The following is a 25,031-nucleotide window of genomic DNA, read 5'->3' as shown; positions in this document are numbered from 1 at the left end:
AGTATGTGTTAAAATATGTAAGAAAATCTTTTAATTTTTATTCATTCATTTAAGTTGTTGGTTTTTAGTCTTATTTTATAATGTGTTTATGAATGTTATCTTGTATACTTTGTCAAGTTTCTTTTCTAAATAAGTCACAGATTTCTAAATTCGGTTATGATTTTTCTTTTTCTTCTTTTGGTAAGAGTTTTAACCCAATAAGTAATGATGGCATTATATCCGCCAGAGGCAGTTTGTTCTTTTTTGTTTAGAGGTATAAGCCAAGTAGCAATTGTATCATTTTTTCTACTTTTTATTTGTTTAAAATAAGCTGATTTTGTTCCGAGTAAATTTCCAGAGTTACCTGTAACAAAGATTATTTTTTTATCAGTTAAATCATAATCTTTGTGTTTTTCATTATTTATATATTCATTTAAAAATACAGCTTCGTTCTTTGTTAGTTTTGGATTGTCATCAATTCCACATTCAGAAAGTTGTTGTCCGAATAGGTTGGTAGAAATTACTATCAATAGTATTGCTAAATTTTTATTCATATACTAATAACTCTTTTACTTAGTAATTATTTGATTTATGTGATGTTCCATATGATTTACATAGTCTATAATTAAAAATTGAAGATCTGCTGTATGCTCTTTTTCAATTTCTATGGTATAACTTAATGTTATTTCTGTTTGATTTTTGATTACCATTAGAATTCGATTATTGATAGCCAACCAAAAATTTATAAGTTCCTTGATTTCTGAGTGCTGATAATTATTCGCTTTTACGAGCTCATTCTGATGGTACTTTCTAATTTTATAAGGTTTCTCTTCAAACTGTATTTCAGTAAAACGTTGTAAGTTATTAATTCCTGAATCAATTAGATGCCCCAGTAATTCTTTTTTAGACCATTTTTCAGGATTTGCTTTGTAAGTGATTTCAGAATCAGAGGCTTTTGTTAAATAAGTTGACCCTAGTTTTAATAATTCTTCTAGTTTATCTGTAGTTGTTTTCATTTTATTTACAATTAGTTATAAATATTACTTGATGTTAGTTTTATTTTTCAGCAAGAATACTATTCCGTAAACAAGACCAATAACACCTCCAAGGTAACTAAAGTTATGAATAGTGGCAGCAACTAAAAAACTATTTCGATTTAGTAAACCTTCAGGAAGATTCCACTGAATATCTAGTTTAGTGATGATAAATATTCCAACTAAAAGACCGATGAATCCTGTTATAATAGCAATAATTAAGGTTTTTAATACAGCATTGATTCCGTTCTTCCACATTGTTTTAGTATCTGATTGAATTAAAGCAATAATTCCTAATACGAAACCAATTAAAAGTCCAAACCACCAAGTAGTAATAATTCCAACGATAGCAATAGCAATTCTTTCATTAGTTATTTGGAATAACCATTTTCCAATTTGATAAAAAGTAAATTTGGTGAAATACTTAGAAGAAATAGAATAAGAAATTTGATTATGCAAAATTCCATAGACAGAAGCTAGTAGGGTAGAGGTAATAACTAGAATAATTAGAGTAGCAATTTTTTTAGACATTGTAGTTTAGGATTGTATTGTAGAATAAAATTAAACTTTTTAGAGAATTAGTAGTTTGTTTTTAGGAAGTAAATAAAAAAATAAACCCCGTTTAAAAACGAGGTTTACTTTATACTGTGATTGTATATTAGTTTCTAGTAATAATTAAGTCACTGAAATCTGTACCATTTGTTAAAAAAGAACTAGGAATAGTTACAGTAGAAGTAGCTCCGTCAGTAATATTTATAGTTACTAATTTTGCACTTGTAGCATCATTTTCAAGTCCTAAGTACTCATTATTTGAACTATTATAAATAGCTCCAATTGAATTAGCTCCATAGCTTATATTGCTTCCAATATAAGTTAATTCACCGCTATTTACATCTATTTTAGCTAGCTTGTTTTCAGAGTTATGGAAAATATATACATTATCGTCATTATCTATGACTAAGTCAGAAAAATCAGCACCATTAGTTAAGAAAGAACTAGGAATTGTTACTGAAGAAGTAGTTCCATCTGTTAAGTTAATACGAACTAATTTAGGACTCGTAAAATCATTTTCAAAACCAATGTATTCATTGTTTGTTTTGTGGTAAACAGCGCCTCTAGTATTAGCACCATAGTTGATGTTTTCTCCTATATACGTAAGATTTCCTGTCTCTAAATCTATTTTAGCAAGTTTGTTTTCAGAGTCGTGAAAGATATATACATTATCGTCATTATCAATAATTAAATCGCTAAAATCAGCACCATTTGTTAAAAAAGAATCTGGTATTGTTACAGTGTTTGCACTTCCATCAGCTATACTAATACGAACTATCTCAACAGTTGTAAAACCGTTTTCAAAACCAATATATTCATTGTTAGTTTTATGAAAAACAGCCCCTCTAGTATTAGCTCCATAACTAATGTTTTCTCCTAAATACGTAAGATTTCCTGTTTCTAAATCTATTTTAGCAAGTTTGTTTTCAGAGTCATGAAAAACATACACATCATTTACCACAGGAATTGGCTCAATAACAATATCAATACTACCAATTACTTTTGTTTCGTTGTTTACAGTTAGTTTGATATCACCTGAAACAGCATTTTCAGGAATTTCTACTTTTAGGTAATTGGTGTTTACTTCTTTAATGGTTCCAACTTCGTTTTCGGCAAATGTTACTACATAAGTTTCGTTTGTTGAAAAAACAGATCCGTTGATCGTCAATATTTCTCCAGCTTTAGCTGATTGAGCATCAGGAATGGTGATGTTGCTAGGGAATTCTTGTTGTACTGGTGGTTCTATTGTATCTTTTTCAGAACAAGATACTAGTATAACAAATGCAACTAATAGACTTAACGTTTTTCTCATTTTTATTTAGTTTTGATGTTTTAAAATTTTTGGATGTGGGAAAAATAAATAAGCAATATTATTGTAATTCATAGCAGAGAATTTTTTCATACTCAAATTTAAATAAAAAAACGTTTCCTTAAAATATCTATTCAAATAAATTTTTCTTTTAGAAAAACAGCTATGGTTGTACTTCATTATTAAACTAGTTTTTTAACTTATTTAAAATTACAGCAGAAAAAAATAAACCAATACCATAAACAAAATGAATAATAATACTCATTAACCTAGCTTTATTAGGATCAGGTAAATGTGTTGCAGCAATACCAAAACCAAAAGCTGGTTGTAAAATAAAAAAAGGGGCAAAAACTGTGACCAATCCAATTATTAAAGCAGGAAAAATAGAGGGAGTTTCTAACCATTTTTTACCAAAAACAAGTACAAGTAAAAAAGAGAAAATAATTCCTATGGCATAATGTGCTATCTGACCTAATATTTGTTCGTGTTTAATAGCTTCTGAATCAAATATTTTATTGTGAAAAAACTTTCCGTAAAATAAATGTCCAATCCATCTGCCTAAAAACTTATAATCAAGTCCATGAATACCAAAAAGTTTTAGGATAAAACTATATAAGTCCATTGTAGCAGTTGCGCCAATACCAATAATAAAGGTTTTAATGATAAAATTCATCTGTTATATTTTAAAATTCTTTACAAAATTCTGGGAAAGTTGTACTTTTTTGATAGGACAAATTTTAAAAAGGACAGTACTTATGTAAAGTTTTGGCGAAATATAAGAGGAGTAAAACTTGTATGTTTTTTAAAGAATCTAATGAAATAGGCAGGATCTTGATATCCTAATTTAAATGCTATTTCATTTATTTGATTTGGAGTTGCAAGAAGTAATCTTTTAGCTTCTAAAATTATTTGTTCGTTAATTAATTGAGAAGCTGTTTTTTCTAATAAAGCTTTTGTAGTTGTATTTAATTTATATGTAGTGATATTTAAAACTTCAGCATATTTTGTTACTTGTTTGTTATAATAAATTTGAGATTCTAACAAGTGCATAAACTTATCTAAAAGCTTTTGTTCATGAGAATAGAAAGCATTTTTATAGCTTTTGTTTTCAAGATTATGTCGTATTAGTTCTGTAAAAAGTATGTTTAGATTGTATTTGATTATTTCTTCAAAGCCGAATTTTTGGACAGTATGTTCTTTGAATATTTGATGGGCAATGCATAAAATATTATTGAAAGATTCATTGTTTAGTTTGTAATAGTTTTTCTGAAAAACATTCCAAAATATTTCTTTCTGTTTGGTTTGGTAAGACGAATAAAAGGAAGAATCAAAATTAATAAGATAGCCTTTAGTTCCTTGTTCGAGTATTAAATTGTGTACCTGTCCAGGACGAATTAAGAAAATTGAATTTGAAGTTACAGGATAAGTGTTAAAATCGATATGATGTTTACCATTCGATTGTTCTAAAATTAAAAGGAAAAAGAAATCATGCCTATGTAAGCCTTCTTCCATATTCTTATCCACAAGTACATCACTTAAATTAAGAATATTAAAGTTATTTGAAAACTGAGTTTTTGTTATTTTACGAACAGTAATTTCTTTCATTCAATACTATTTATTTCTTCAATAGTCATATGTGTTTTAGAAATCCATTCTTTTCGGGTAGGATTGTTAATTAATTCTCTTTTAAGATAAGAGTGTACATTTTTAAGTTGCTCTTTTGGGAAAACCGTAAATTCAGAATCATCCAAGATGGGTAATAATTCTATCCATAAATCATTCTTATTTACTAGCTGACTAACTTCTTTAATTTTTAATACTTCATGTGTTGTTAGTGTTATTGGTGGCTCTTCATCTGTACACCAGTCAGAAATAAACTCTAAAGCAAGTCCGCATTCACCAATATTTACATATTCCATAGTATTTTCTACGGATGTTAATTTGGGTTTTAAAAGTTGACAAAGCTCTTTAAAAATGAGTTCTTTATCAATATGTTTTTTGAAATGTGTACTCATAAAATTAAAATGAAAAATAAAGGATTAGTAAAGAATTAGAGAGTAATTAAATTACATCAAAATCATCATCTTTAAAATAATCATCAATAAACTCTTTGGCTTCCTCTTCAGTCATATTTAAAATGTTATAAGTAAATATAACAATGAAACATAGTAGTAAAATAATAGCAATGTAAATAATCATAGTAATTGTTTGTCTAATAAATATAACGAAAAAAACAGTTGAATATAAAAAATTTAAAAACAAACAATGAAACTGTAGGTTTAGTTTTCTTCATTTATATAAGTCATTCCTAAGGAAATTACAATAGAGCATGCTAAGTATATTAACGATGGTGTATATTCCATAAAAACTAGTGAACCTAGGAGTAAAGTCATCAAAAATAATCTGAAATATTTTTTCATAGAATGAATTTTTAAAGATTCCAAAACTAGTAAAAACAAATCAAACACAAAGTGTATCTACATCGATATAGTATAATTAAAAAATTATAAAAAGAAGTCGGAAATAATGGCACAAATAACAGAGATAATCATAGCTATCCTTACCCATAATTTATACTCGTCTTTGTCTTTTTTGTAGAATATATTTCGAGCGTAAAAAGGTCCTAATAAAAATAACAACATGACTATGTGTATGATTTCTTTCATAGATGATTTTTGGTAAAAACAATAAAAGCAAAGTAAATTAAAACAGTAGTGTAAATAAGCATTTTTTAAGTGAAAATATAAGATAGTTGTATTTTTTTTAAGTAAATGATTTAGTGGTGTTTAACTCCGTAAGTTCATGTATTAGAAAGAACCACCACGTTCCAAACTAATTTTTAAATCATTTTACATATGAAAAAATAATCAAAAAAGAATTCACTTTATAATTAAAATTATAATCAAACTAATTGAAATCTATTTAAAAATAAATTTCTCTTAAACTCAATTTACATTAAAAAGCAAAAGTAGAATAATAAATTAAGAGCAACTTCTTTACAGTAAATTACTCTTTAAACTCAATAAGTTTATCGTTAGCAATATCATACTCGTATAACTTTTCAGTTCTATTATTATAATATAACCATTGAACCGTATTCACTCTGTAATTATTTGAATGTCCAATTCCGAAGGTTATGAAATCTTCATTATTTCTTTTTGTTTGTTCAATCAAGAATTCAATTTGTTTGTTGGTTTTAATAAGTTCTTTGATCAATTTATTTTTTGAGTGCACAAGATAATATTCAACAATTAAATAGAGGTCATCTAGGAATGATTGAGAGAATCCATAAGTATCATAGTATCCAATTTTATTAGTGTAATTCTTTCGGAAGTTAGACACATTTCCATCCTTGATTTTTTGGGTAGAGATAATCCATTCGGCAATTTCTTTTGTTTCGCCATCACCAGCAATATAAATAATATCTTCTTTCCATTTTATCTCAATAATATCACCTCTTACATAACTTCTATCAGTTATTTTATCATTAATAAAGTAATAAACTTTTTCTTTTTTAGCTTTTAAAAAAGTGTAGTCACCATCATCATTGTAGCTAATGAATTCAAATGTATTGGTTTGTGGAGAGTTGCTTAAAAAGCCACTAAAAACATAACCAGTAATATTATTGTTTGTAGTAGATCTTCCTTTTACTTTAAACCATGCACCTTTAATAGTTGTATTGTTGTCAATTATTTCAAAATTTTGATTTGTTTTTTCGAGTACTGTTACTTTTTCAGCATAATTGAATTTTCCTAATTTCTCTGAAGTCAAATTTGGTGCGACTCGAATATTTAAACCATTTTTAGCAGTAACCAACAATTCATTTTGTGCAAGTAGCTGAATTGAAAATAAGAGAAGAGCAAAAAGGCATGTTATTTTTTTCATAGTTTAGGTATACTCTTTTAATACTAACCTAAACGAAATATATAACAATTTTTATAATTGCGAATTTGAAACTCTTTTGTTGTTTAATTTCTTCATCCAATAAGCAATTAAAAAACTACCAATAATGCTTGGGATAAACCAACCATAAAAACTTGGAAAAAAGTTATTCACTACTATGAAAGCCGTACTAGCAGAAATATATCCGCCAATCATTTTTCCTAAATGCAATTTTAGCCAACTCTTTTTAAGTTGCTTGGGTTTGGTGTACAATATTAAATCTCTGATAGAAAAAACAATTCCAATAATTGCAAAAACTACCAATACGATGTTAATACTATTGCTCACTAGTATAGGTAAGAAAATCATTAAAATACCAGTTATGATCATTGTAATAGAAATGTATTTATCAATACTCAGATTCAAGTTTTTATTTTTAAAATTCAAAACTCTGTTACCTGTTAACACAAAATACGAACTAAAAATTCCAATAGCGAATAAAAATGGATTTTCATGATTAGGCAAAACCGCAATAATCATTGCAGAAATACCACATAACATCATTGAATAGTAAAAAAGTAATCCAGATTTTTTATGCATTTTTTCTCCTTTTTTAGCAATCATAGATATCAAGCCACTAACCAAAGCAATCCCACCAAAACTTGCATGAATAATTATTAAAGTCTGTATAAAAGTTTCCATTTTTGTTGTTTTATGGTGTAAAAATGAAACTTAAAATACATTTATATAAAATTAGTTTACCCAACTGTTCTTTTTTAATGATGAGTTGGTAAAACAGAGGATAATTAGATTTTTTTCTCATAAAAGCCAATTTTACTCAAAGAACCTTTTGGGTTTGCTTTGTCAAATGCAAAAATAAAGTGAACATTATTATCAAGCCTAATACATAGTTGGTCGCTGAAAGTTAAGTTTTGATTGAATTCCCATTGGATGTTTTTTTTGAAAAGAATTTTAAGAAAGCTATTAAGTTTCATCGAACTTAGGTTGACTTTTTTCAAGTTGAAATACAAGAATGATGTATCTGGAGAAATTGTCCACATGTAAAGTGAATTCTGTTTAAAGAAAAGTTGAAAATCATTTTCAGAAATAATTATGCTATCATTATTTTTTAAGAGAAATGAATAGATTACAATTTGTTTTTTCTTCTATTTGATGAATAGTTTCTCCAATAAAAATTTTCTGATCATATATTTTTATATAATCTTTATTTAAAATATAATCAACATTCATGGTGTAAAAGCAAGTTTTATTTATTCTTTTTGAGTTCTATTTCCTTACCTATAAACCATCCAGAGGTTAATCCATGAATAGCACCGATTACTAAAAATAGAGGTAAAGAGACTATCCACATTAATAAGCCAATACCAAGGAGTTTCAAATTTAAATTATAATTAATAGTGTTGATAACTAATTCAAAAAGCATATTCATTATAAATATTCCAAACCATAACTTTATAAATCCAATATAAGTAGTCCAAAAAGGCTTTTCATTTCTATTAATAATGGTTTCACCTACTTTTCCGAAGATCAAGTAAGACATTATACAACTTATAATAAATTGAATCAAGTAATAAAGAGAATTTCTTAATATGGGATTCAGATATTTAGAAAGAATGTAGTTTTTTATATTAATATTGAAATAGGAAAAAATAAAAGTAACTACAGTTATAATTAAAAAATTAATTCCTAGGTATTTGAAAAATACTTTTCGACCAATGTTTTTTGCGTTCATTACTTTTCCTCTAACTTTTTTATTTGATCTTCTATATAAGGATTGTACTTTAAAGAAAGTGCTTTTTTATAATGTTTTAGAGCTTTTACTTTATCATTTGTTTTATCATAATAATCACCTAAAGATTCGTAAGAGTAAGAACTACTTGGATAATTTTTTAGATTCCATTGAAACAATTGTAAAGCTCTTTTTAGCTGACCTTTTCTTAATAATTCATAACCAATATCACTTACAAACTTTTCATCGGGGATCATTTTAGTGTCAAATCCTTTTGATAATGCTCGATAGTAATTTTCTATTTTATTAAGAATATTAATTTCAGGATTCAAATAATCATTATTTGTAAGTTTAAAATCATAAAAGCTAAAAATAAAACGTAAAGCATCGTAGGTTGTAATTAAAGGCATGGATCCATGATCATCATTAGGATAATATGTTGCTTTAAAAGATAGTTTTGTATTAGAACCATTTTCTAAATAATCTTTAAGTTCTAAAATAGCTTTGGAATGTTTTATAGCATTACTAGAATCACTATTTTTAATATTTGCATACCCTAAGAAAAGTGTTTTATTGGTGTAGCGATTGCCAAATTCAGTTTGCCTAATTTTTTTCAATAAGTTCTTCTCATTCCAAAACATAGACGGATCAATAGCTACATATGAATTAAATAATTCAGGTTTTTTGAGCAAAGCATTCATTACGGTTAATCCACCAAGAGAATGTCCTATAAACATTCGGTATGGTTGCGTTGGGTATTTTGAATCTACATACGGAATCAATTCTTTTTCGATAAAAGACATAAACTGATCGCCTCCTCCAGAGCCGACAATTTCTCCTTTAGTAGGAGATAGGTCTCTCGATCTAAATGTGTTGGGAATGCCAATAACAATCATTTTAGGGCATAGTGTATTTCCATTTACAGTGCTAAACTGTTTGAGCAGAGCCACCACAGAGTCAAAATGAGCATTGCCATCTAAAACATACACTACAGGAAATATTTCTTTATTGTTAGGATTAGTTTTGGGAACATGCACAAAAATTTTTCGCTGTTCATTTAAAATTTTAGAATGTAAACCATCAATTTTTCCAATAACAATATCATCGCTTTTTTGTCCGTTTATACATAAGAAACAAAAAAATAGAAAGGTAATTAAGCCTGTTTTTTTCATAGTTTTTAGTGGAATTTCTACAAATTTAATCTAAAAACAAACAATTACAAACGTTAATCTGTTTAGGATAAAGAAATAAAACAGTTGGTATTCATTTAATATAAGGTGAATCTTGGATAAGAATCCATGTCAGTTCGAGTGATTTTTTATGAAGTAAAACGTAATAAAAAATTGTATCGAGAACAATTCGTATTACGAAAGCTTCTCTATACAAAATTATGTTGAATTCCATTACAAATAATTTCACTCGAAGTGACACTTTTACTCTTAAACGAGATTCACGTTAAAATATCTCTGTTTCATTTTTAAAGCTCTTAAATTCAATAGGATTATTACTAAAATCTAAAACAAACATTGTTTGTTGTTCACCTTTCTTTCCTTTGTATCGCACTTGAGGAGTTACTATAAAAGTGATGTCGTTTTTTTGTAAATTCCTTTTAACTGTTTCAAATTCTTGCTCATTTAAAATACAACCAAAGTGCGGAATAGGAACTTTAATATTGTCTACTTTTCCACAATAGTCTAATTCAGGAATATTATCAGAAACATGTGCAGATAATTGATGACCAAAAAAATCAAAATCTATCCAATTTTCAGTTTGTCTTCCAATATGACAATTTAATATTTCATGATAAAAACGATAAGTACTCGCTATATCTTTAACCTTAAAAGCAAAATGAAATCTATTCATGTTTAGTATCCTTTTTTTAATGAAACAATATGAAGTAATTCGGTACCATTTACAAGGTTTTGGTAATTGATAACCACAGTATCAGCAGCAGTATTTATATTGGTAATGGCTGCAATATGCGGAGTTATAGTAATAGCATTGTGTTGCCAAAATGGGTGTGTTGAAGGCAAAGGTTCTGTTCTAAAAACATCTAACAATGCTCCAGATAAGTGTTGACTTTCTAGTAGTGTTAATAAATCAGTTTCTACCAAATGTTCTCCTCTTCCTACATTTATTACATACCCATTTTTATTGAGTTTTTCTAAGTTTTGTAAGTTTAAGATGTTTTCAGTTGCGTTAGTTAGTGGTAAAATATTGATTAAAATATCAGTGTTTTTTAAAACAGAGATTAATCCGCTTTCACCATAAAAACAAGATACATTTTCTAATTTTTTTTCTGATGCAGACCAAGCTTTTACTTGAAATCCTAGTTGAACCAATTTTTCTGAAACTGTAGTGCCAATTTTTCCTAAACCTAAAACACCAATGGTTGTATTATTTATGTTTTTATAAGGTTTTGGATTCCATTGTTGTTGTTGCTGATCTATATGATATTCAGAAAATCTTTTTAAATGTGATAAAATTCCTGTGAGTAAAAACTCAAACATATCATTAGATAATTGATTGTCTACAATTCTTGAAATGATACAGCTTGAAGGAAGGTTTTGAGTTTGAATAATATGCTCTACAGAAGCACCAACAGATTGTACTACTTTTAAATTTTTAAACTGAGCTAAAATATTTTTATCTGGTTTCCAGCATAAGGCAAACGTTACTTTATCAGGATTTTTTACCTGCGGATAAATTTCAATAGTAACATCTTTTAATTTAGCTTGTAAAGCTTCTTGCCATGGTTTTGGATCTTTATTATTAAAGCAAATGACTATACTCATCTTTTTTTTATACAAATTTCTATTTTTTTTAAATGAATTAAAAACAGAATCGTTTGTGTTTCTGTAAATTTACCTTTGAAAGATTTGTATTAATAGTGTTTTACCAATGATTGACGATATAGATACCCGTATTTTAAAAGCATTAGAAAAAGATGCTAGACTCTCATTTGCTGAAATAGGTAGAATGATTCATCTTTCTGCTTCGGCAGCTAGAGAGCGTATTTTAAAAATGGAAGATATGGGACTGATTAAAAAATATAGCATAGAAATAGATCATTCAAAACTAGGATACGACTTAGAGGTTTTTATTTTGGTGAAAGTATTTCACGGAAAATTAAAATCATTTTTAGAAGTAATTCCAACAATATCAGAAATAAAAAAAGCACATCGAATTACCGGAAATCAGAATGTGCATTTAAAAGCAATGCTTAAAAATCAATTACACCTGCAACAACTTATTGATAAGTTAATGCCTTTTGGTGATACACATACATTGTTAGTTTTATCAGATGTTTTGGATAATACAGAAGAGTAATATTCCTTTTAATAATCAGTATTGCCTAGTATGATAAGGATATTTCATATTCCATTTGATGTACTTATTGTAAACTACTGATTTTAGGTTTTCAAGTTTTTGAGATGTTTTCAATTCAGGATGTACACTTTCAAGATTATGAATTAATCTAGACATTTCTTTGAGTTTCTCCATAGTAAAATGTTCGTTCCAAACTACTTTATTACCAAACTTAACAATACCATCTATGTGTTTATTAGTGATCGCTTGTTTAAAATTAACCCAATCAGCATCAATAGTAGAAAGATGTTCTTTTTTTCGTTTATGAAGCCAGCCATAAAAGAATATTATAACTACAAGACATAAGAAAAAAGTAACAAAAAGAACAACTCCGTTCTCCATAATTTTTTAATTTAAATATACTAAAAAATCTTTTTAAAATACTCACAAACAATCATCATATTTTCATCAAATTGCTCGCCATAAGGTTCCATTTCTCTTGAATAATATGCCTTGTGAACTTTTTTCCAATAAGTTAATGATTTATCTCCTTCACCTTCTGTAGCAGCAAATTCAGGAGTAATTTTATTGTAAGGAACTAATTCTATTTTAGTAGTTTCTATAATAGCTTTAGCATTGCCATTCCAATCTGTAACTATGTATTGATCTCCAATTTTTGGTAATGCTTCATTATTTTTTTCAAACCACCAAATAGAGGTAGCTGTAGCTTGTTTAATTCCTTTTACAACCAATTCAGCACATTCATTAGCATCTTTTTCATTATCACAAAAGTAGAACGATTCAGGTAATTTTTGTGTTGTATTGTCAGGATATTTTTCTAAGAAATTTTTCCATAAAATAGTTACAGATTTATCAATTTGCTTTTTCATTTTTTGTATGTATTTTGATTAGTTAATTCGGTGTTTTAAAGGTTTTTATTTAGAAATTAATCGTATTTCAAGATTTATTTTAGTATTGACTGGTTGACCATTTTTTACTCCAGGAATTAAAATGTTTTCAAAATCTAAAATACTACTAACAATTTCCTTTTCTTGATCTGAAAATGAAACTTTCCTATTAGTTTTTTTCATATCTTCAGGAGAACCATAATATACTTTAGCTGTTTTTCTTAAACCTTTAGTAGGCTTATTTTTTTTAGATTTAATATTTAAGTTGCTAATTTCTCCTTCCGTATCAATTATAAAATCAATAAAAAAACTAGTGTCTTTATCAACTTTAGAAAAATCAATAAAATAATGCATATTAGAGTTGAAAGAGTTGTATAAACAATCGATTAGACAATTCTCATCAAATTCAGCAATTTTTAATTTCGGAGGAGTGTCTAGTCTTTCAATGTCGTATACAGTTTCATAATCTCTTGGTTCTTGACTAAGAAACTCAGTAACATCATTATGTTTAACAGGTAGTTTTTTAAGCTTTATTTTACCTCCGTTATAGTCTTTTATTTTTTCAACTTGTAACATTACATTACTAAATAGAAAGTAATATTTGTTGTCTCTTATTATAAAGGAGTAATACTGATGATCAATGATAACCTCATTAAATTCATTTACAGTATATTGTTTGTCTTGTAAATTGTCCAACATTTCAGGTTTGTTCGTTGAAAAAGTTTGATTTAACTTAAATTCTAAGGTTAAATCATTCATCATTTCATTCATTCCTTTTCTTTCACTGTTATCAAGACTCCTTCTTCCAAAATTTATGTATGTCCAATCAACTACTTTCCATTTACCTTCTAGTGTAGTATTGTTTGTTCCTTTAGCTGAGCAAGAGAAAATTAAGAATAAGTTTAATGAGATTAAAAAATATAGTTTTGATTGCATTATTTAATGTTTTGTTTTTTTATTGAGCGTATAAAACTATTAAAGATTCTTTTATAAAAAAGAATGTTGAATATAGAATAATTAGGAATTAAATTGAGGAGTAATTTTTGATGTTTTTCTGAGTCAAATTCAGTATCATGATTAAAAGTTAACAAAGGTATTTTATGAGTGAAAAATTTAGCTTTCTCAGGAAATTCGCCAAACGGATTTTCTACAATATTATTTGCTCTACCTTCATAAACCAATTTACAAACTTCTTTAAATTGTTCACCATTACAGGTATAAGTAACAAAAGCTAAACCTTTTTCTGAATCGGAAATAAGTTGGAAATCATTACAGTTATTAACAATTCTAATACCAGATTGTTCCAATTCATCTAGTAAAAAATCATCCGCAATAAAAGTAGCATCAGGATTGTAAATTGTAACGTCATTTTTACTGAGATGAGCATTTAATGCTTGGTTTGCAGACCAACTTCCATTTCCGTACACACCAGTTTTTTGATGTTTATAAAAATATGAATCACTCCAAGCACATGCAGACCATTCAAAAGATTGTACCTTTTTTGAAGTGAGTGGATAAGTATCGGTTTTTGTAATAATGTTAGGCGCATAAACGATTTTTTTAGCCACTATTGTACTCTCATAACAATGTACTGTAAAAGTATCAGAAGCTTTATCATAGTCAATACCACTATCAATATAAATATTGAGTTTTGTACTAACTCCTAATTTATTTAAACGAGAAAAAATCATGTCGTCGAAAGTATGTCCTTCTATAGGCACATCATTTAAACTTGTTTTTCCAATTTTATAAAAACCTCTTACAGGATGTTCTTGAAGAATTTCAGTGATTAAAACTTCTTTTTTGGCTTTTCCTAATTGAAGAGCTAAAGAAAGTGCGTACAGACTATTTCCTATAATTAAAATGTCGGTTGTTGTATTTTCCACTTCAGAAAAATACATAAATTAAATAAAAAACGGTTTAGAGAATACTAAACCGTAATTATAACATTTTAAATTGTCTATGATTTTGTAGCCTCTAAATGCCAAATTTTCGAAACAATTTGCCAACCATTTTCACCGTTTACAAATCCTAAATGATCTACAAAAATATTGTTGTGTGCTCTAATTCTTATTTTAACAGTAGCACAGTTTGAAGAAAGCCAATCAATCATTAAAATTTCGGATTCAGGTTCTTGCCCTTTACTAGCAGGAGATATTCGTCCGCTAACATCGTTACTAAAACTTTCAATAGATTCAACAAAAACAGTACCTTCATCAACATCAAATAAACTGGCACTTTTATGAAAAACTTTGTTTAATAATTGAGTATCGCAATAATAAAGAGCATCAAAATAGGTTTGTACAGCATTTATTAAGTCGGTGTAAGTAGCTTTCTGTTGCATAATTTTAATTTTTATTACCGCAAAACTAGAAGCTATTCAGCCTGTTTACATGACTTTTAGTTGAAGCTTTCTAAACGAAAATTGAATTTTTTTCAAATAGAGAAATCCAGCTAATGATTAACTTTGTTAATTATGGAAATTAAATATTTTAGATTGATAAAAACGATTGAAGAGGAGGGAAGTATAGCCAATTCTGCTAATAAATTGTTTTTAACACAGTCAGCTTTAAGTCACCAATTAAGAGAATTAGAAGAACGTTTAGGGTTTAAAGTTTTTCATAGAAAACGAAATAAATGGCAGTTAACAGAAGAGGGAGTAGCACTTTATAAATTAGGAAATAAGGTACTTGATAGCATTGAAAAAGGATTTCAAAATATTGAACAACTTCGTTTAGGAGCTTCTGGAACTATTAAAGTAAGTACTGAATGTTATAGTTTTTATCAAGGATTACCTGCATTTATACAAAAAATGGGACTTTTATATCCAGAAATTAAGGTAGATTTAATTCTTGAAGCCACACACCAGCCTATTTCAAAAATTTTAGCTAATGAAATTGATATTGCTATGGTAACCCAAAAACCTACACACGAAAAATTATCTAGCATTCCGGTATATGAAGATGAAATTTTTGCAGTTATGCATGAAGAAAATCCGCTCAGTAATACTAAGTTTTTACAAGCAACCGATTTCTCAAATGTACAGTTAATCATACATTCTTTTCCGTTAGAAACAGTTTCTGTGTACAATCAATTTTTAAAGCCTAATAATATTACCCCAATAAAAATAGTTGCAATTCCTTTAACCGAAGTAGCCTTAGAAATGGTGGTAGCTAATATGGGAATTATCTGTATGCCAAAATGGACGTTAAAATCATTCAAACTATCGGAATCTTTAAAATTTAAGCAGATAGGTGCAAATGGATTAAAAAGAACTCATTATTTGGTTTTCAGAACATCAGATCGCAAAAAAAAATACATCAACGATTTTATTTTAAATTTCGAAGATGATTTTTCAAAGTTGTAATTTAATAAGGAATTAATTATTCCTTATCAAATTCAACATTAACATCAAAAAACTTAGGATTATTAGTCATTTCATATGCATTTCCTGAAATTTCTATTCCCTTAAAGTTAGATAACACTTTTGCATTTTCATTATCTAATTTTTTAATTCTGTACGGAAAAATATATTTCGATTTAAAACGAATTAAATCCACCATAGGATTATCTTTAGTTAATGTTGTGTCTTTGTTTTTTTCAGCTTCTTTTAACCCTAGTTCATTAATTTTTACTGAAAATTTATCACGGCTAAAAGTTGTATTGTATGATTTATTAAAATCAGGAATCACTTCTTTCTCACCATTTTCATCTCCATCTTTTTTACTAATACTTTTAGTTTTATTAGATAATAAACTAAGTTCTTTAATATTTTGTCCCTTAAGTTTTTCTCCAAATAGCTTTAATTCTGCAACGTCTTTAAAGTTATAACTAACTTTCATTTCGAATTTTTTAGCTACAGAATCAGTATTTATGTACAAACTATAGTTTTCTAATTGCTTTATTTTGTTTTGCTTTTCTTTACTTAATTTAGAAATACTGTCCTTTTTATTTTTTATAAATTCAGAAAAAACAATGGTAGTATCTAATTGTACATTATCTTTTCCTGATTGACTTTTCGGACCAATTTTCATCATTTCAGAAAGATCAAATCCAATACTATACACTCCACTTCCGTCAGTTTCAAATTTTGTTTCCTGAACAATTTCACAACTGCTAAGAAGTAACGATAAAATAATAAATGAGATGAATGTAAGATTTTTCATAAGATGTTTTTGTTAGCTTATTTTGCGTTAAATGTAGGTAATTAAATAGTTACAAACAAAAAGATGGTGGTGTTATTCTTTGATTTCAATTAAGGGATCTTTATCTAATAATTTTATATCATCAGGTATTGGTGCATAACTTCCTTCAATAGATGCTAAACATTCTTTACCAGTAGTTTTATCAATGTAATATTGACCAAAAGCTACTTCATTATCTAAATAAATAGCATACATAGTTGGTTCTTCTACAATTTTAGTGTCAAATTCAGAGTGAGGTAAATTGAAAGCTTTTACCACAAAATCAATTTTCTTTTCATCTTCAGTGTTTGGATGATATAATTTTTCAACACCAAAAAAGTCAAAAGGAGTAACACTTTTAGAAGTTAGATTTACTTCAAAGTCATATGTTAAGTCTTGTTCTTTGTTACCAAGAGGAACAAATTTGATGATTCGTTTATAGTAAACAACCATCTTTTGAGAATTTCTCCATGCAGAAATTTCATACAATGAAGCATTGAAACGAAAGCTTGGATATTTAGTAGCCAAAATTGTATTCGCTTGAATGATAAGTTGATCTTTATCCAACGTCATTTTATTGTTTTGAGCAAAGTTTGAGAGACTAAAAATAAAAATTAAAGGTATAACTAGTCGTTTCATGATGCTTCATGGTATTTTTACATTAAGTAATTAAATTCTTCAGTAGGAATCATTCGTATTGCAACCATTTCTTTTTCAATTAAAAAATCTCTTAATTTTTGATTGATAATGATCAAATTAGGTTGTTCTTTCAACCTGAATATAGGTAGGTTATCTGTTTTTGTTGCATCAATTTTAAACTGTTCTAAAAAGGTAGGTCTATCCCATGGTTTTGCACTCCAATCATACCCCTCAACACAAGCTTTTAATCCAATAATATTTGTTAAATGATAGCCGTATTCTATTTCATTCGTTGCTGGATCTAACATTTTTGTGGGTTGATACTGATAATTTTCTACCCCAAATTCATCAAACGCATCTAATAGTTCATCCCTGAATAATGGAAGAATTCCTCCCATTATATCTCCTCTGAAATCTCCACTACCTAAAGACAATTCTAGTTGAATTTCTTTTTTACTGTAATTAGGTTGTTTCTCTCCAGTCATGGTATTCATTATCTCAATTCCTTCAGGAGCAGACATAACCGTAGCCAATCCCTTAACCCTTAAATCGGCGAATAGTACGTAATAGTTCATTAAGAATAATATTTAGCGGTAAATAAAACATTAATTAAGTCATTATTTTCTAAAGTCTCAGCATATTGTTTTACAAAGGCATCAATAATAGTTTGTTCCTCTTCATTAGGATATTTTAAACGAGCATAATCTCCATCTCTTTCAAGAATGTTTCTGAATGCCGTAATATCTTCTGTATCTGTATTTACAAGTACTTCTTTACATTGATTTATGATTTCTTCATTAAGATTATCCGTAGTGTTTCTGATGATAGTATTAAACATTAAAACGAAATTTCTTCCTCCAATGTTTCTAGAATTAAACGTATCTAAACCAATAGCAAGTAAATCTGGAAATATTGTTTGGGTTCCTTTTTGAGCAATAGCTTTAGTTATGTGTACGTAAGCTTCATTTTCTTTGTTTGTTTTTAGAAGCGCTATTAAATCAGTATCCATTCCTTTATATTGAAGTATGGGAGAGCTCTAGTTGCCCAACGCGGGCTTTTTTGGACTCTAGCCATAACTATATCAAAGTTGCTTCTTTTTTCTAGTTCTAAATGTGCAATTCCTCCTATGTCATTCAATGCTTGTGCAGCAGCAGAAACGCACTGTGGATACCCACTTTTAAACTGATTGATAATTTTAGGAATAGCCTTTTCTGCTTTTTGTGTTCCTAAACCTTTTAAAGCTTCTCTTGCTACAAGCTCTCTTTCGTAATCTAAAAAGTTTAAAAGTATATCTGTAATACGTTCGTCTTTAAACCAACGCAAAGCAACAATAACATCATGAAGTTCGTACGCATCTATATCTTCAATTTGAGTACTTGCAATCAAATAATCGACTGCTTCAGAAGCTTCTTCTGCTACGATTTCATGTTTATAAAAAAGTTGACCAACAGTTTTTAAAAGTTGATACGATTTATCTTGTAAACAAGGAGACAATAAAGCAATCTCTTCTTTGCTTCCTATTTTGGCTAAAACTTCGGAAATAGCCTCTAATCTTAATTCAGGAGACAGTATATTTAGGTTAGCAAGATTAGCTATTTCTGGTAATCTAGGTTTTACTAAATGAATAAAATCGTAGTGTCTTGCTAATCCAGCTGCTCCGTTAATAATGTGATATGGATGATCTTGTTTAAATCGGAATTGTAATTTATCTCTTAAATCCTCGATACCTTCCGGGTATTTTAATGGAGGAGGAGCCATGCTTAAAACAAGTCGTTGTTTTTTATCGCTGATGTTTTCATCTTGATATTGATTGTCATGCATCAGAGTGTCAATAATGTTAATTAGAGTATCGTGAGTCTCATGATTTTCAGGTAAATCTTGTAGTGCGATGGCACAAAGTTCTTCATAATCTTCTAAAGCATCTTTTCCATGGGAATTCAACGCCCATACTATAACATCCGCAATTATTTCTACAGGAAGCTCAGCAATTAAGGTTAAAAATTTTCTGTCTAAACGACTTAGATGCTTCGCATCCATGTAGCTATACTTTTTTTTCCATGCTTCAATAATAAAGTTATTGTAGTTGGCAGGAATTCTATTTTTTATGGCGTGACATAATGGGACAAGTCCAGTAAAATCTTCAGCGTCTAGGTTTTGAGAGACTATTTTAAATACATGAAACAAAGCCTCTTTGCTAATTTTATCCCATTTAGACTTTAATAAGTAGGGAAGTGTTGTTTCATCATCACCGTAATAATCTTCCCATTCAATTATTGATACAGGAATTTCACGTTCTATTTTTAGTAATAGATTGGAAATAGCTTCGTAGTCTTCTCCAGATAAAGTAGCAATCAAAAGATTTTCTTTCTCGTTATTAGCATTTACAATAGCTAAAAAATCATCATCTTTCCTATATTCACGAAAATCTCTATCATCTTTAGCCATTTGATGATAATCTGTATACTCTTCTAAAGCGATAGCTTGATTTAAGTGATGCAACATTTTATCCTTGTCTTCTTGCTGTGCATAAAAACAAGCAAGATTATAATGTGCGCTGGAAAATTCTGGATAAAACTCTAGCGATTTGTGCATACTAGCTATTGCCTCTTCTTTTTTATCAGTATACCAAAGACATAAGCTTAATCTTTTATGTGCCAAGAAACTTTTTGGGTCTTTAGCTAATGCTTGTTCTGCAAAATCTAAAGCTTTGTTCCATTGTTTTCTTAGGGAATAAAATAAAGATCTATCTATTAATTCGCTTGTATTCATAGTTTTAATTATTAGCTGTTGTTGGTTTTTTTATTGAAATTTTATGGATTTCTCCATTACCTTGAATTAGAATTAAACTCTCACCAGTACGATAACAACCATAAATAGTTGAACTATCTTCACCATATACTTCTATAATTGGTAATTCTTTGGTGTAATTTATGGTTGGATTTCCGCTTACATCAATACTACTGATATACGTTTTGTATTTCCTTTCGTTATTGATTCTTTTGAAATCTAAATGAATAATGTATAGTGTTTGGTCTATTAATTCCCAACCTCTAATACAGTGGTTTTTTAATATTCCTTTTGATATTTTTTTGATGTTGTTATTAGAAATGTCAAAATGATTTACACCCATCCAAGTATCGCCTCCAATTTCTAAAACTAGCATTCGGTTATCAGTAAGTAATACAGGATATCCAATACCATTATCTACAATCTTTTTTACTACTATTTTTTGTGGATCATCCGGATTCGTAATGTCCATAACAAAAATTGAATTTTGATTCATCCAGTATATTGTGTCTTTTACAACCTGAGTATAAAATGCACCATTGTAAAAATCATCTTCAGTTACAGGAATTACATAGTTAATCTCTGGATTTGGATTTTCTAAAGAAGGAATATCTGAGACTTGAAAATTGAAATGAATTTTATCCTTATGCGTTTCTGATATTTGAATGTATAATTTATTTCGAGCAATACAAGCTCCTTTTATAAATCCATTTTCTGTTTTTTGTAGTACTACAGTTGGATTTTTAAGATTCTTAAAATTTATAATTGCAATTCTATTTCCTCTTTTGGCTATTAATACTAATTTTTGATCTACAAATTGAAAACTAGGTTTGTAAAATCGTCCACCTAGTTCTATTGAGGCTATTTTTTTGAAGTTAGCATTCCAAATATCTAAAATAGTATCTTCTTGTATACTAAATAATAGATTTTGATACCATTGTATAAAATGTATCCACTCTCTATTATAATCTGTATTTAAAATGTTTGCTTTTGTAGTCATGCTTTGTTGGGTGATAATGAATAGAACATTGGTTTTAGTTCCAATAATCAAAAACTAATTGATTCATTCCTTTTATTGTGTTTTCGTAATTATCAAACTTCTTGATGTCTTTAGGAACTAAATTAAAAGACCACAACATTTCTATATAAAATTCATGAAAGTCTACAGTAGTATATGTTTTAAAATCAGTAGTATCTTTTATCTTAATTCCGTAATACATTAGTGCACTCTCCTTTATTTTATTCCGGATAAATGTTTTTTTGAAGGGTATTAAAAATGCTGAAACTTCAGGAATGTTTAAGTTAGAGAATTTTATAAGTATATGTTTCATAATATCTTCATTATCATTTTCTAAAAGAAGTTTTTCTATATAAGGTAAGCTAGCAACCGCATTTTTCTGATGCGTTAAACCTGTTGTAGCATGCATAACAACTGCAGAATTACTATGATTTAAAAGATCGATAAAAACTTTGTGTACTTCTGGACTCTTAAAATAGGTAAGACGTTTTACAATTTGTACTGCCGATGCAGTATCTTGAGTAATAGAATCAATGATATGTTGTCTGACATTTTCATGTTCTAGTATAAAATGAAACTCTCTTTCTAAAAAATAATCAATGTAAGTTATTACTTCAGAAACAACTTTTTTTTTAGCTAATTCTGTTGATATACAGTTCTTTAATTTATGATTGTGTTGAGGCATCTTTTCAACAATATCAATGATGTAATTGAAACCAGATATATTTTCAGCAGTATTTAAAAGTTGTTTTCCATGTTTCATTAAAATTTTGGCAACTTCCTCAGAGTCGTACGTATTAGTTTTAGCTTTGGAAAGTTCAATACGAACAGAAATTTCAGGTATGTTTTCAAATTGTTCTAATGATGTATAAAAACTATTGGAAATTAGATCTTGATATTTTATCGGAGTATTCCAATAAATATCTGAAAGAAAAGAAAGATGTTTTTCGTAAGAATAGTTTGTAAATGAAATTTTTTTACTTTTTATTGTTGAAGCTGTTGCATTAGCAGTGTAAGCTAACTCGTGTTCTTTTATTACTTCGTTTTTCTTTGTTTTTTCTAGAAGTTGTTTATAGTGTTCTTGATAATTCCAGAGTTCATCATAGCAAGGTTCTTGTGGATTTGTTGGTTGAAAATATTGATTGTAATTTTCAGTATCGTGTTCTTCAATATCATTTTCAATATACTGTAATGCTCTTAAAATTAGTTCTAAGCTAGCGAGTTTGTATTTACTTTTAGGTAAAGACTTTTTAATTTCTAAAAAAACTTCGTACGGATTTTTATCAACTATTGTTTTAAGTGACGTAAGGTTGGTTTCAATCTCTGCTGTTTTATTTTTTTCGTAAGTATAATTTAGTAGTAAGTCATTGCTAAATTTAATGACTTGATGGTGTAAACTTTCATCAGTTTTCCATAAAGCAGCACAGATAAAAGGAATATAATTCCAAGATTCTACAGAAGAAAAAGTCCATAGCTGATTTATAACACTTTTTAATTTATTTGGATCATCAGCAATTCTTTTTGCAAGTTGTTTATAGAGCTTTTGACCTTTTTTATGATTATTCCCAAAAGTATTATGTTTCTGATTAAAGTTTTCTAAGAAGACTTCAAGAGTGTGTAAATCAGTATCTTTTAATTTCATAGATTTTTCAATTTAGCAAATATTACAACTCATATTTAAGTTCTGTATTATACCAATCTTCTGTGTAGTATGCCTGTTCAGAAGTAGCGATTAAATCTATAAAACATAGTAAAGCTTCAGTTTTATTAGCATTATAATGCTCTTTAAAAATAGAGTTATACTCTTGCATCAATGCTAGATATTCCCATTCATAATCTTCTATATTTACCACAGGAATATTGTCAAGCACTATGGTTAAATTTTCATTTAACAATGCTTGTTTTAATAGTGGTATTTGATCAAAAGTATATCCAGACATCTTTTGTGGAATTATTCAATAGTCTGATTATAATATAGTTATTTTGAACTATTTTATAATGCTTTAACAAGCAAATATCTTTCTTTTAACCGAGGTGCTTTCCCCTGTTTTCAGTGAAAATAAAAGTAATATTTGAAATACTAATATAAAATTGTTGTCAGATTTATGGAAGCTTTAATTTTAGTGTTTCGTTTACAGTTCTGTCTTTAGTTTTTGAAAATTGTTTTAATTTATTGTTCAAAGTAAAGTCATCAATTATTCTTATTTATAATCTTAGTTTTAGCTGTTTTATAATTTTTTTCTTCTCAATTTATTAATTTGATCTAAAAAATAGTTTAATTGAATTTCATATTTTTTTGCATCAAAAGTTATTGAAGCTAATTCATCAATTGAAGTGTTGTTTATGTTTTGTAGAGTTACAATCACTTCATCTACTCCGTCATACAAACCATTGTATTTATAAAACGTAAGATCTAAAGTAAAACCATAGTTTTCACGTCTGGATTCAATAATCCATTTTTGATCAAATGCCCAGTAGTAGTTATCAGAATGACAATCGTAACTAATTTCAATAACTTCCCAATCATTATGTCTTAATAAATGTAATAAGTTTTTTCTTTTTGGAGGTAATTGTTTTTCTATTGATTCTATGCTTTTTTCCAATTTATTCTAATATTTCTTCTATTAATTTTTTTCAAAGATCATTTATGATTACGTAATCTTTTTGCGTATTTTTTTGATAAGAAGAAATATTAGAATTTGTATAGTAAATTATTCGAAAAAACTAGAAATAGTGATGACAGCACATGCAATTAGTAATACCAAACTAATTGTTGTGATCGTTTTTTTAGGATTTTTAATAATAAAAACGATTCCTATAATTGAAAATGCAATTTGAGCGATTAAAAAAGGAATGGTTAATAATTCTCTAAAAACACCAATTAAAATAGCATCTATTTGTAAAGTGTTTATAACCCAAATTAATAAAAAGTATGATACGATTACAAAATTTATGATAGTTAAATTTTTATCTGTGGCTAATTTTTTCATTCAATTTAATTTTAAGTTTCTTTTTGTTGATTATTTTTTAATAATCTCTATTCATTTTAGCTTTACCAGCAATTACAGTTAGTAAGCCACCTGCTATTGGTCCGTAAGCTATAATACCAACTCCATTTAGGTCAATTAAACCTGTTAGTGTACCTATTGTAAAAATAAGACCTAAGCCAGATAATATTAGTCCACCATAGAACATGTTTTTCCCTTTAGCTCTGTCTGCTTTAATTTCAGAAGCTCTAATTAATTTTCTGTCGATTAGCGGAACAATAATATTAATTTCATCTTTTTCTATATTTTCTTTTTCAAGAGTTTTTCTCAGTTTAGAAAATTCTAAATTACCAGTCTCTATTTTTTCAAAATAAGTATCAATGGTATTCGCTCTGTTATAATCTTTCATATAGTTACAATTTTTTAGAAGTGACGTTTAGTGTACATTTCTTTTCAAAAGTATCATTTTTTTATTGCTGAGATGCAAAAAATAAAGGTACCATTAATTAAAGTTAGTATTAAGATGATAGAATAAACGGCTTATATGTGAACATTTTTATCATTTTATAATGGAAGTCATCTTGACTTTTCAATTTTATGAAATTTCTTTAATCCGATTACAATAAATGCTAGGAAATTAAAGCCTTTCCAACTAGTAATTGTGGTGTCAAATCTATTCAATAAAGAACGAAA

32 protein-coding genes and 1 pseudogene are annotated in these 25,031 nt (G+C 27.9%); 2 read left to right on the top strand and 31 right to left on the bottom strand.

Annotated elements, in window-relative coordinates:
- Positions 1–134 precede the first annotated feature (134 nt).
- The 14 genes from EYW44_RS19275 to EYW44_RS19215 form a co-directional block, all read right to left on the bottom strand.
- Positions 135–533, bottom strand: a complete 399-nt coding sequence (locus EYW44_RS19275) for a hypothetical protein (RefSeq protein WP_132726584.1) — start codon at positions 531–533, stop codon at positions 135–137.
- 15 nt (positions 534–548) lie between these two features.
- On the bottom strand, positions 549–995 hold the full coding sequence (locus EYW44_RS19270) for a DinB family protein (RefSeq protein ID WP_132726580.1): 447 nt from the start codon (positions 993–995) through the stop codon (positions 549–551).
- A 24-nt stretch (positions 996–1,019) separates the two neighbouring features.
- Positions 1,020–1,544, bottom strand: a complete 525-nt coding sequence (locus EYW44_RS19265; RefSeq protein ID WP_132726577.1) for a hypothetical protein — start codon at positions 1,542–1,544, stop codon at positions 1,020–1,022.
- A gap of 127 nt (positions 1,545–1,671) precedes the next feature.
- Positions 1,672–2,877 (bottom strand): IPT/TIG domain-containing protein, encoded by a 1,206-nt coding sequence (locus EYW44_RS19260; RefSeq protein ID WP_132726574.1) that lies wholly within the window; start codon positions 2,875–2,877, stop codon positions 1,672–1,674.
- Positions 2,878–3,061: 184 nt separating this feature from the next.
- Positions 3,062–3,547 (bottom strand): DUF2938 domain-containing protein, encoded by a 486-nt coding sequence (locus tag EYW44_RS19255; RefSeq protein ID WP_132726571.1) that lies wholly within the window; start codon positions 3,545–3,547, stop codon positions 3,062–3,064.
- Positions 3,548–3,627: 80 nt separating this feature from the next.
- Complete coding sequence (locus EYW44_RS19250; RefSeq protein ID WP_132726568.1) at positions 3,628–4,479, bottom strand: helix-turn-helix domain-containing protein; 852 nt, start codon at positions 4,477–4,479, stop codon at positions 3,628–3,630.
- Positions 4,476–4,889: a MafI family immunity protein gene (locus EYW44_RS19245; RefSeq protein WP_132726566.1), complete on the bottom strand. Its 414-nt coding sequence runs from the start codon at positions 4,887–4,889 to the stop codon at positions 4,476–4,478. Before EYW44_RS19245 ends, EYW44_RS19250 begins: the two co-directional genes overlap by 4 nt.
- 46 nt (positions 4,890–4,935) lie before the next feature.
- Positions 4,936–5,073, bottom strand: coding sequence for a hypothetical protein (locus EYW44_RS22345; RefSeq protein WP_165872276.1), 138 nt, complete (start codon positions 5,071–5,073; stop codon positions 4,936–4,938).
- 807 nt (positions 5,074–5,880) lie between these two features.
- Positions 5,881–6,759: an SH3 domain-containing protein gene (locus tag EYW44_RS19240; RefSeq protein ID WP_132726563.1), complete on the bottom strand. Its 879-nt coding sequence runs from the start codon at positions 6,757–6,759 to the stop codon at positions 5,881–5,883.
- Between the two features lie 51 nt (positions 6,760–6,810).
- Complete coding sequence (locus EYW44_RS19235; protein WP_132726560.1) at positions 6,811–7,458, bottom strand: DUF2306 domain-containing protein; 648 nt, start codon at positions 7,456–7,458, stop codon at positions 6,811–6,813.
- Between the two features lie 565 nt (positions 7,459–8,023).
- Positions 8,024–8,317, bottom strand: coding sequence for a hypothetical protein (locus tag EYW44_RS19230; protein WP_132726557.1), 294 nt, complete (start codon positions 8,315–8,317; stop codon positions 8,024–8,026).
- Between the two features lie 191 nt (positions 8,318–8,508).
- Positions 8,509–9,678 carry an alpha/beta hydrolase-fold protein gene (locus EYW44_RS19225; RefSeq protein ID WP_132726555.1) on the bottom strand — a complete coding sequence of 390 codons (1,170 nt, stop codon included), beginning with the start codon at positions 9,676–9,678 and terminating at the stop codon, positions 8,509–8,511.
- Between the two features lie 283 nt (positions 9,679–9,961).
- The gene (locus EYW44_RS19220) at positions 9,962–10,369 is read right to left on the bottom strand and encodes a VOC family protein (RefSeq protein ID WP_132726552.1); all 408 of its coding nucleotides are present in this window, start codon (positions 10,367–10,369) and stop codon (positions 9,962–9,964) included.
- A gap of 2 nt (positions 10,370–10,371) precedes the next feature.
- A complete protein-coding gene (locus tag EYW44_RS19215) occupies positions 10,372–11,301 on the bottom strand; it encodes a 2-hydroxyacid dehydrogenase (RefSeq protein ID WP_132726549.1) in 930 nt (309 codons plus the stop codon).
- A 106-nt stretch (positions 11,302–11,407) separates the two neighbouring features.
- Between EYW44_RS19215 and EYW44_RS19210 the strand changes: the two genes are divergently transcribed.
- On the top strand, positions 11,408–11,836 hold the full coding sequence (locus tag EYW44_RS19210; protein ID WP_132726546.1) for an Lrp/AsnC family transcriptional regulator: 429 nt from the start codon (positions 11,408–11,410) through the stop codon (positions 11,834–11,836).
- Positions 11,837–11,851: 15 nt separating this feature from the next.
- On the opposite strand, the gene EYW44_RS19205 is transcribed toward EYW44_RS19210, so the two are convergent.
- From EYW44_RS19205 to EYW44_RS19185, 5 genes are all read right to left on the bottom strand, one after another.
- A complete protein-coding gene (locus tag EYW44_RS19205; RefSeq protein ID WP_132726544.1) occupies positions 11,852–12,217 on the bottom strand; it encodes a hypothetical protein in 366 nt (121 codons plus the stop codon).
- Positions 12,218–12,237: 20 nt separating this feature from the next.
- On the bottom strand, positions 12,238–12,705 hold the full coding sequence (locus EYW44_RS19200; protein WP_132726541.1) for an ASCH domain-containing protein: 468 nt from the start codon (positions 12,703–12,705) through the stop codon (positions 12,238–12,240).
- 45 nt (positions 12,706–12,750) lie between these two features.
- Positions 12,751–13,659: a hypothetical protein gene (locus EYW44_RS19195; RefSeq protein ID WP_132726539.1), complete on the bottom strand. Its 909-nt coding sequence runs from the start codon at positions 13,657–13,659 to the stop codon at positions 12,751–12,753.
- Positions 13,659–14,609: a hypothetical protein gene (locus tag EYW44_RS19190; RefSeq protein WP_165872275.1), complete on the bottom strand. Its 951-nt coding sequence runs from the start codon at positions 14,607–14,609 to the stop codon at positions 13,659–13,661. The genes EYW44_RS19195 and EYW44_RS19190 overlap by 1 nt, the downstream gene beginning before the upstream one ends.
- Before the next feature lie 74 nt (positions 14,610–14,683).
- Positions 14,684–15,067: a nuclear transport factor 2 family protein gene (locus EYW44_RS19185; protein WP_132726534.1), complete on the bottom strand. Its 384-nt coding sequence runs from the start codon at positions 15,065–15,067 to the stop codon at positions 14,684–14,686.
- 132 nt (positions 15,068–15,199) lie between these two features.
- Between EYW44_RS19185 and EYW44_RS19180 the strand changes: the two genes are divergently transcribed.
- Positions 15,200–16,090 (top strand): LysR family transcriptional regulator, encoded by an 891-nt coding sequence (locus EYW44_RS19180; RefSeq protein ID WP_132726531.1) that lies wholly within the window; start codon positions 15,200–15,202, stop codon positions 16,088–16,090.
- Between the two features lie 16 nt (positions 16,091–16,106).
- Here EYW44_RS19180 and EYW44_RS19175 read toward each other — a convergent pair whose 3' ends face one another.
- The 12 genes and pseudogenes from EYW44_RS19175 to EYW44_RS22810 form a co-directional block, all read right to left on the bottom strand.
- Positions 16,107–16,889, bottom strand: a complete 783-nt coding sequence (locus EYW44_RS19175; RefSeq protein ID WP_132726529.1) for a hypothetical protein — start codon at positions 16,887–16,889, stop codon at positions 16,107–16,109.
- Positions 16,890–16,961: 72 nt separating this feature from the next.
- Positions 16,962–17,546 carry a hypothetical protein gene (locus EYW44_RS19170; RefSeq protein ID WP_132726526.1) on the bottom strand — a complete coding sequence of 195 codons (585 nt, stop codon included), beginning with the start codon at positions 17,544–17,546 and terminating at the stop codon, positions 16,962–16,964.
- Positions 17,547–17,563: 17 nt separating this feature from the next.
- Positions 17,564–18,121 carry a hypothetical protein gene (locus EYW44_RS19165; RefSeq protein WP_132726524.1) on the bottom strand — a complete coding sequence of 186 codons (558 nt, stop codon included), beginning with the start codon at positions 18,119–18,121 and terminating at the stop codon, positions 17,564–17,566.
- On the bottom strand, positions 18,121–18,555 hold the full coding sequence (locus EYW44_RS19160) for a hypothetical protein (RefSeq protein WP_132726521.1): 435 nt from the start codon (positions 18,553–18,555) through the stop codon (positions 18,121–18,123). The genes EYW44_RS19165 and EYW44_RS19160 overlap by 1 nt, the downstream gene beginning before the upstream one ends.
- Entirely contained in the window at positions 18,540–20,315 is a 1,776-nt protein-coding gene (locus tag EYW44_RS19155; RefSeq protein WP_132726518.1) for a TPR end-of-group domain-containing protein, read from the bottom strand. The genes EYW44_RS19160 and EYW44_RS19155 overlap by 16 nt, the downstream gene beginning before the upstream one ends.
- 4 nt (positions 20,316–20,319) lie before the next feature.
- Positions 20,320–21,333 carry a hypothetical protein gene (locus EYW44_RS19150; RefSeq protein WP_132726516.1) on the bottom strand — a complete coding sequence of 338 codons (1,014 nt, stop codon included), beginning with the start codon at positions 21,331–21,333 and terminating at the stop codon, positions 20,320–20,322.
- 34 nt (positions 21,334–21,367) lie between these two features.
- Complete coding sequence (locus tag EYW44_RS19145; protein ID WP_132726513.1) at positions 21,368–22,993, bottom strand: HEAT repeat domain-containing protein; 1,626 nt, start codon at positions 22,991–22,993, stop codon at positions 21,368–21,370.
- A 22-nt stretch (positions 22,994–23,015) separates the two neighbouring features.
- Positions 23,016–23,291, bottom strand: a complete 276-nt coding sequence (locus EYW44_RS19140; protein ID WP_132726511.1) for a hypothetical protein — start codon at positions 23,289–23,291, stop codon at positions 23,016–23,018.
- 288 nt (positions 23,292–23,579) lie between these two features.
- A complete protein-coding gene (locus EYW44_RS19135; RefSeq protein WP_132726508.1) occupies positions 23,580–23,954 on the bottom strand; it encodes a hypothetical protein in 375 nt (124 codons plus the stop codon).
- Between the two features lie 108 nt (positions 23,955–24,062).
- Entirely contained in the window at positions 24,063–24,341 is a 279-nt protein-coding gene (locus tag EYW44_RS19130) for a hypothetical protein (RefSeq protein WP_132726505.1), read from the bottom strand.
- Between the two features lie 37 nt (positions 24,342–24,378).
- A complete protein-coding gene (locus tag EYW44_RS19125; RefSeq protein ID WP_132726503.1) occupies positions 24,379–24,747 on the bottom strand; it encodes a hypothetical protein in 369 nt (122 codons plus the stop codon).
- A 167-nt stretch (positions 24,748–24,914) separates the two neighbouring features.
- Positions 24,915–25,031: pseudogene (locus tag EYW44_RS22810) on the bottom strand (IS5/IS1182 family transposase); the annotation flags it as partial.

It is taken from the genome of Tenacibaculum sp. M341 (genome assembly GCF_004337695.1).
GTDB lineage: Bacteria > Bacteroidota > Bacteroidia > Flavobacteriales > Flavobacteriaceae > Polaribacter.
The sequence above is the reverse complement of the archived record's forward strand: the minus strand, read 5'-3'. Positions and strand labels throughout refer to the sequence as shown.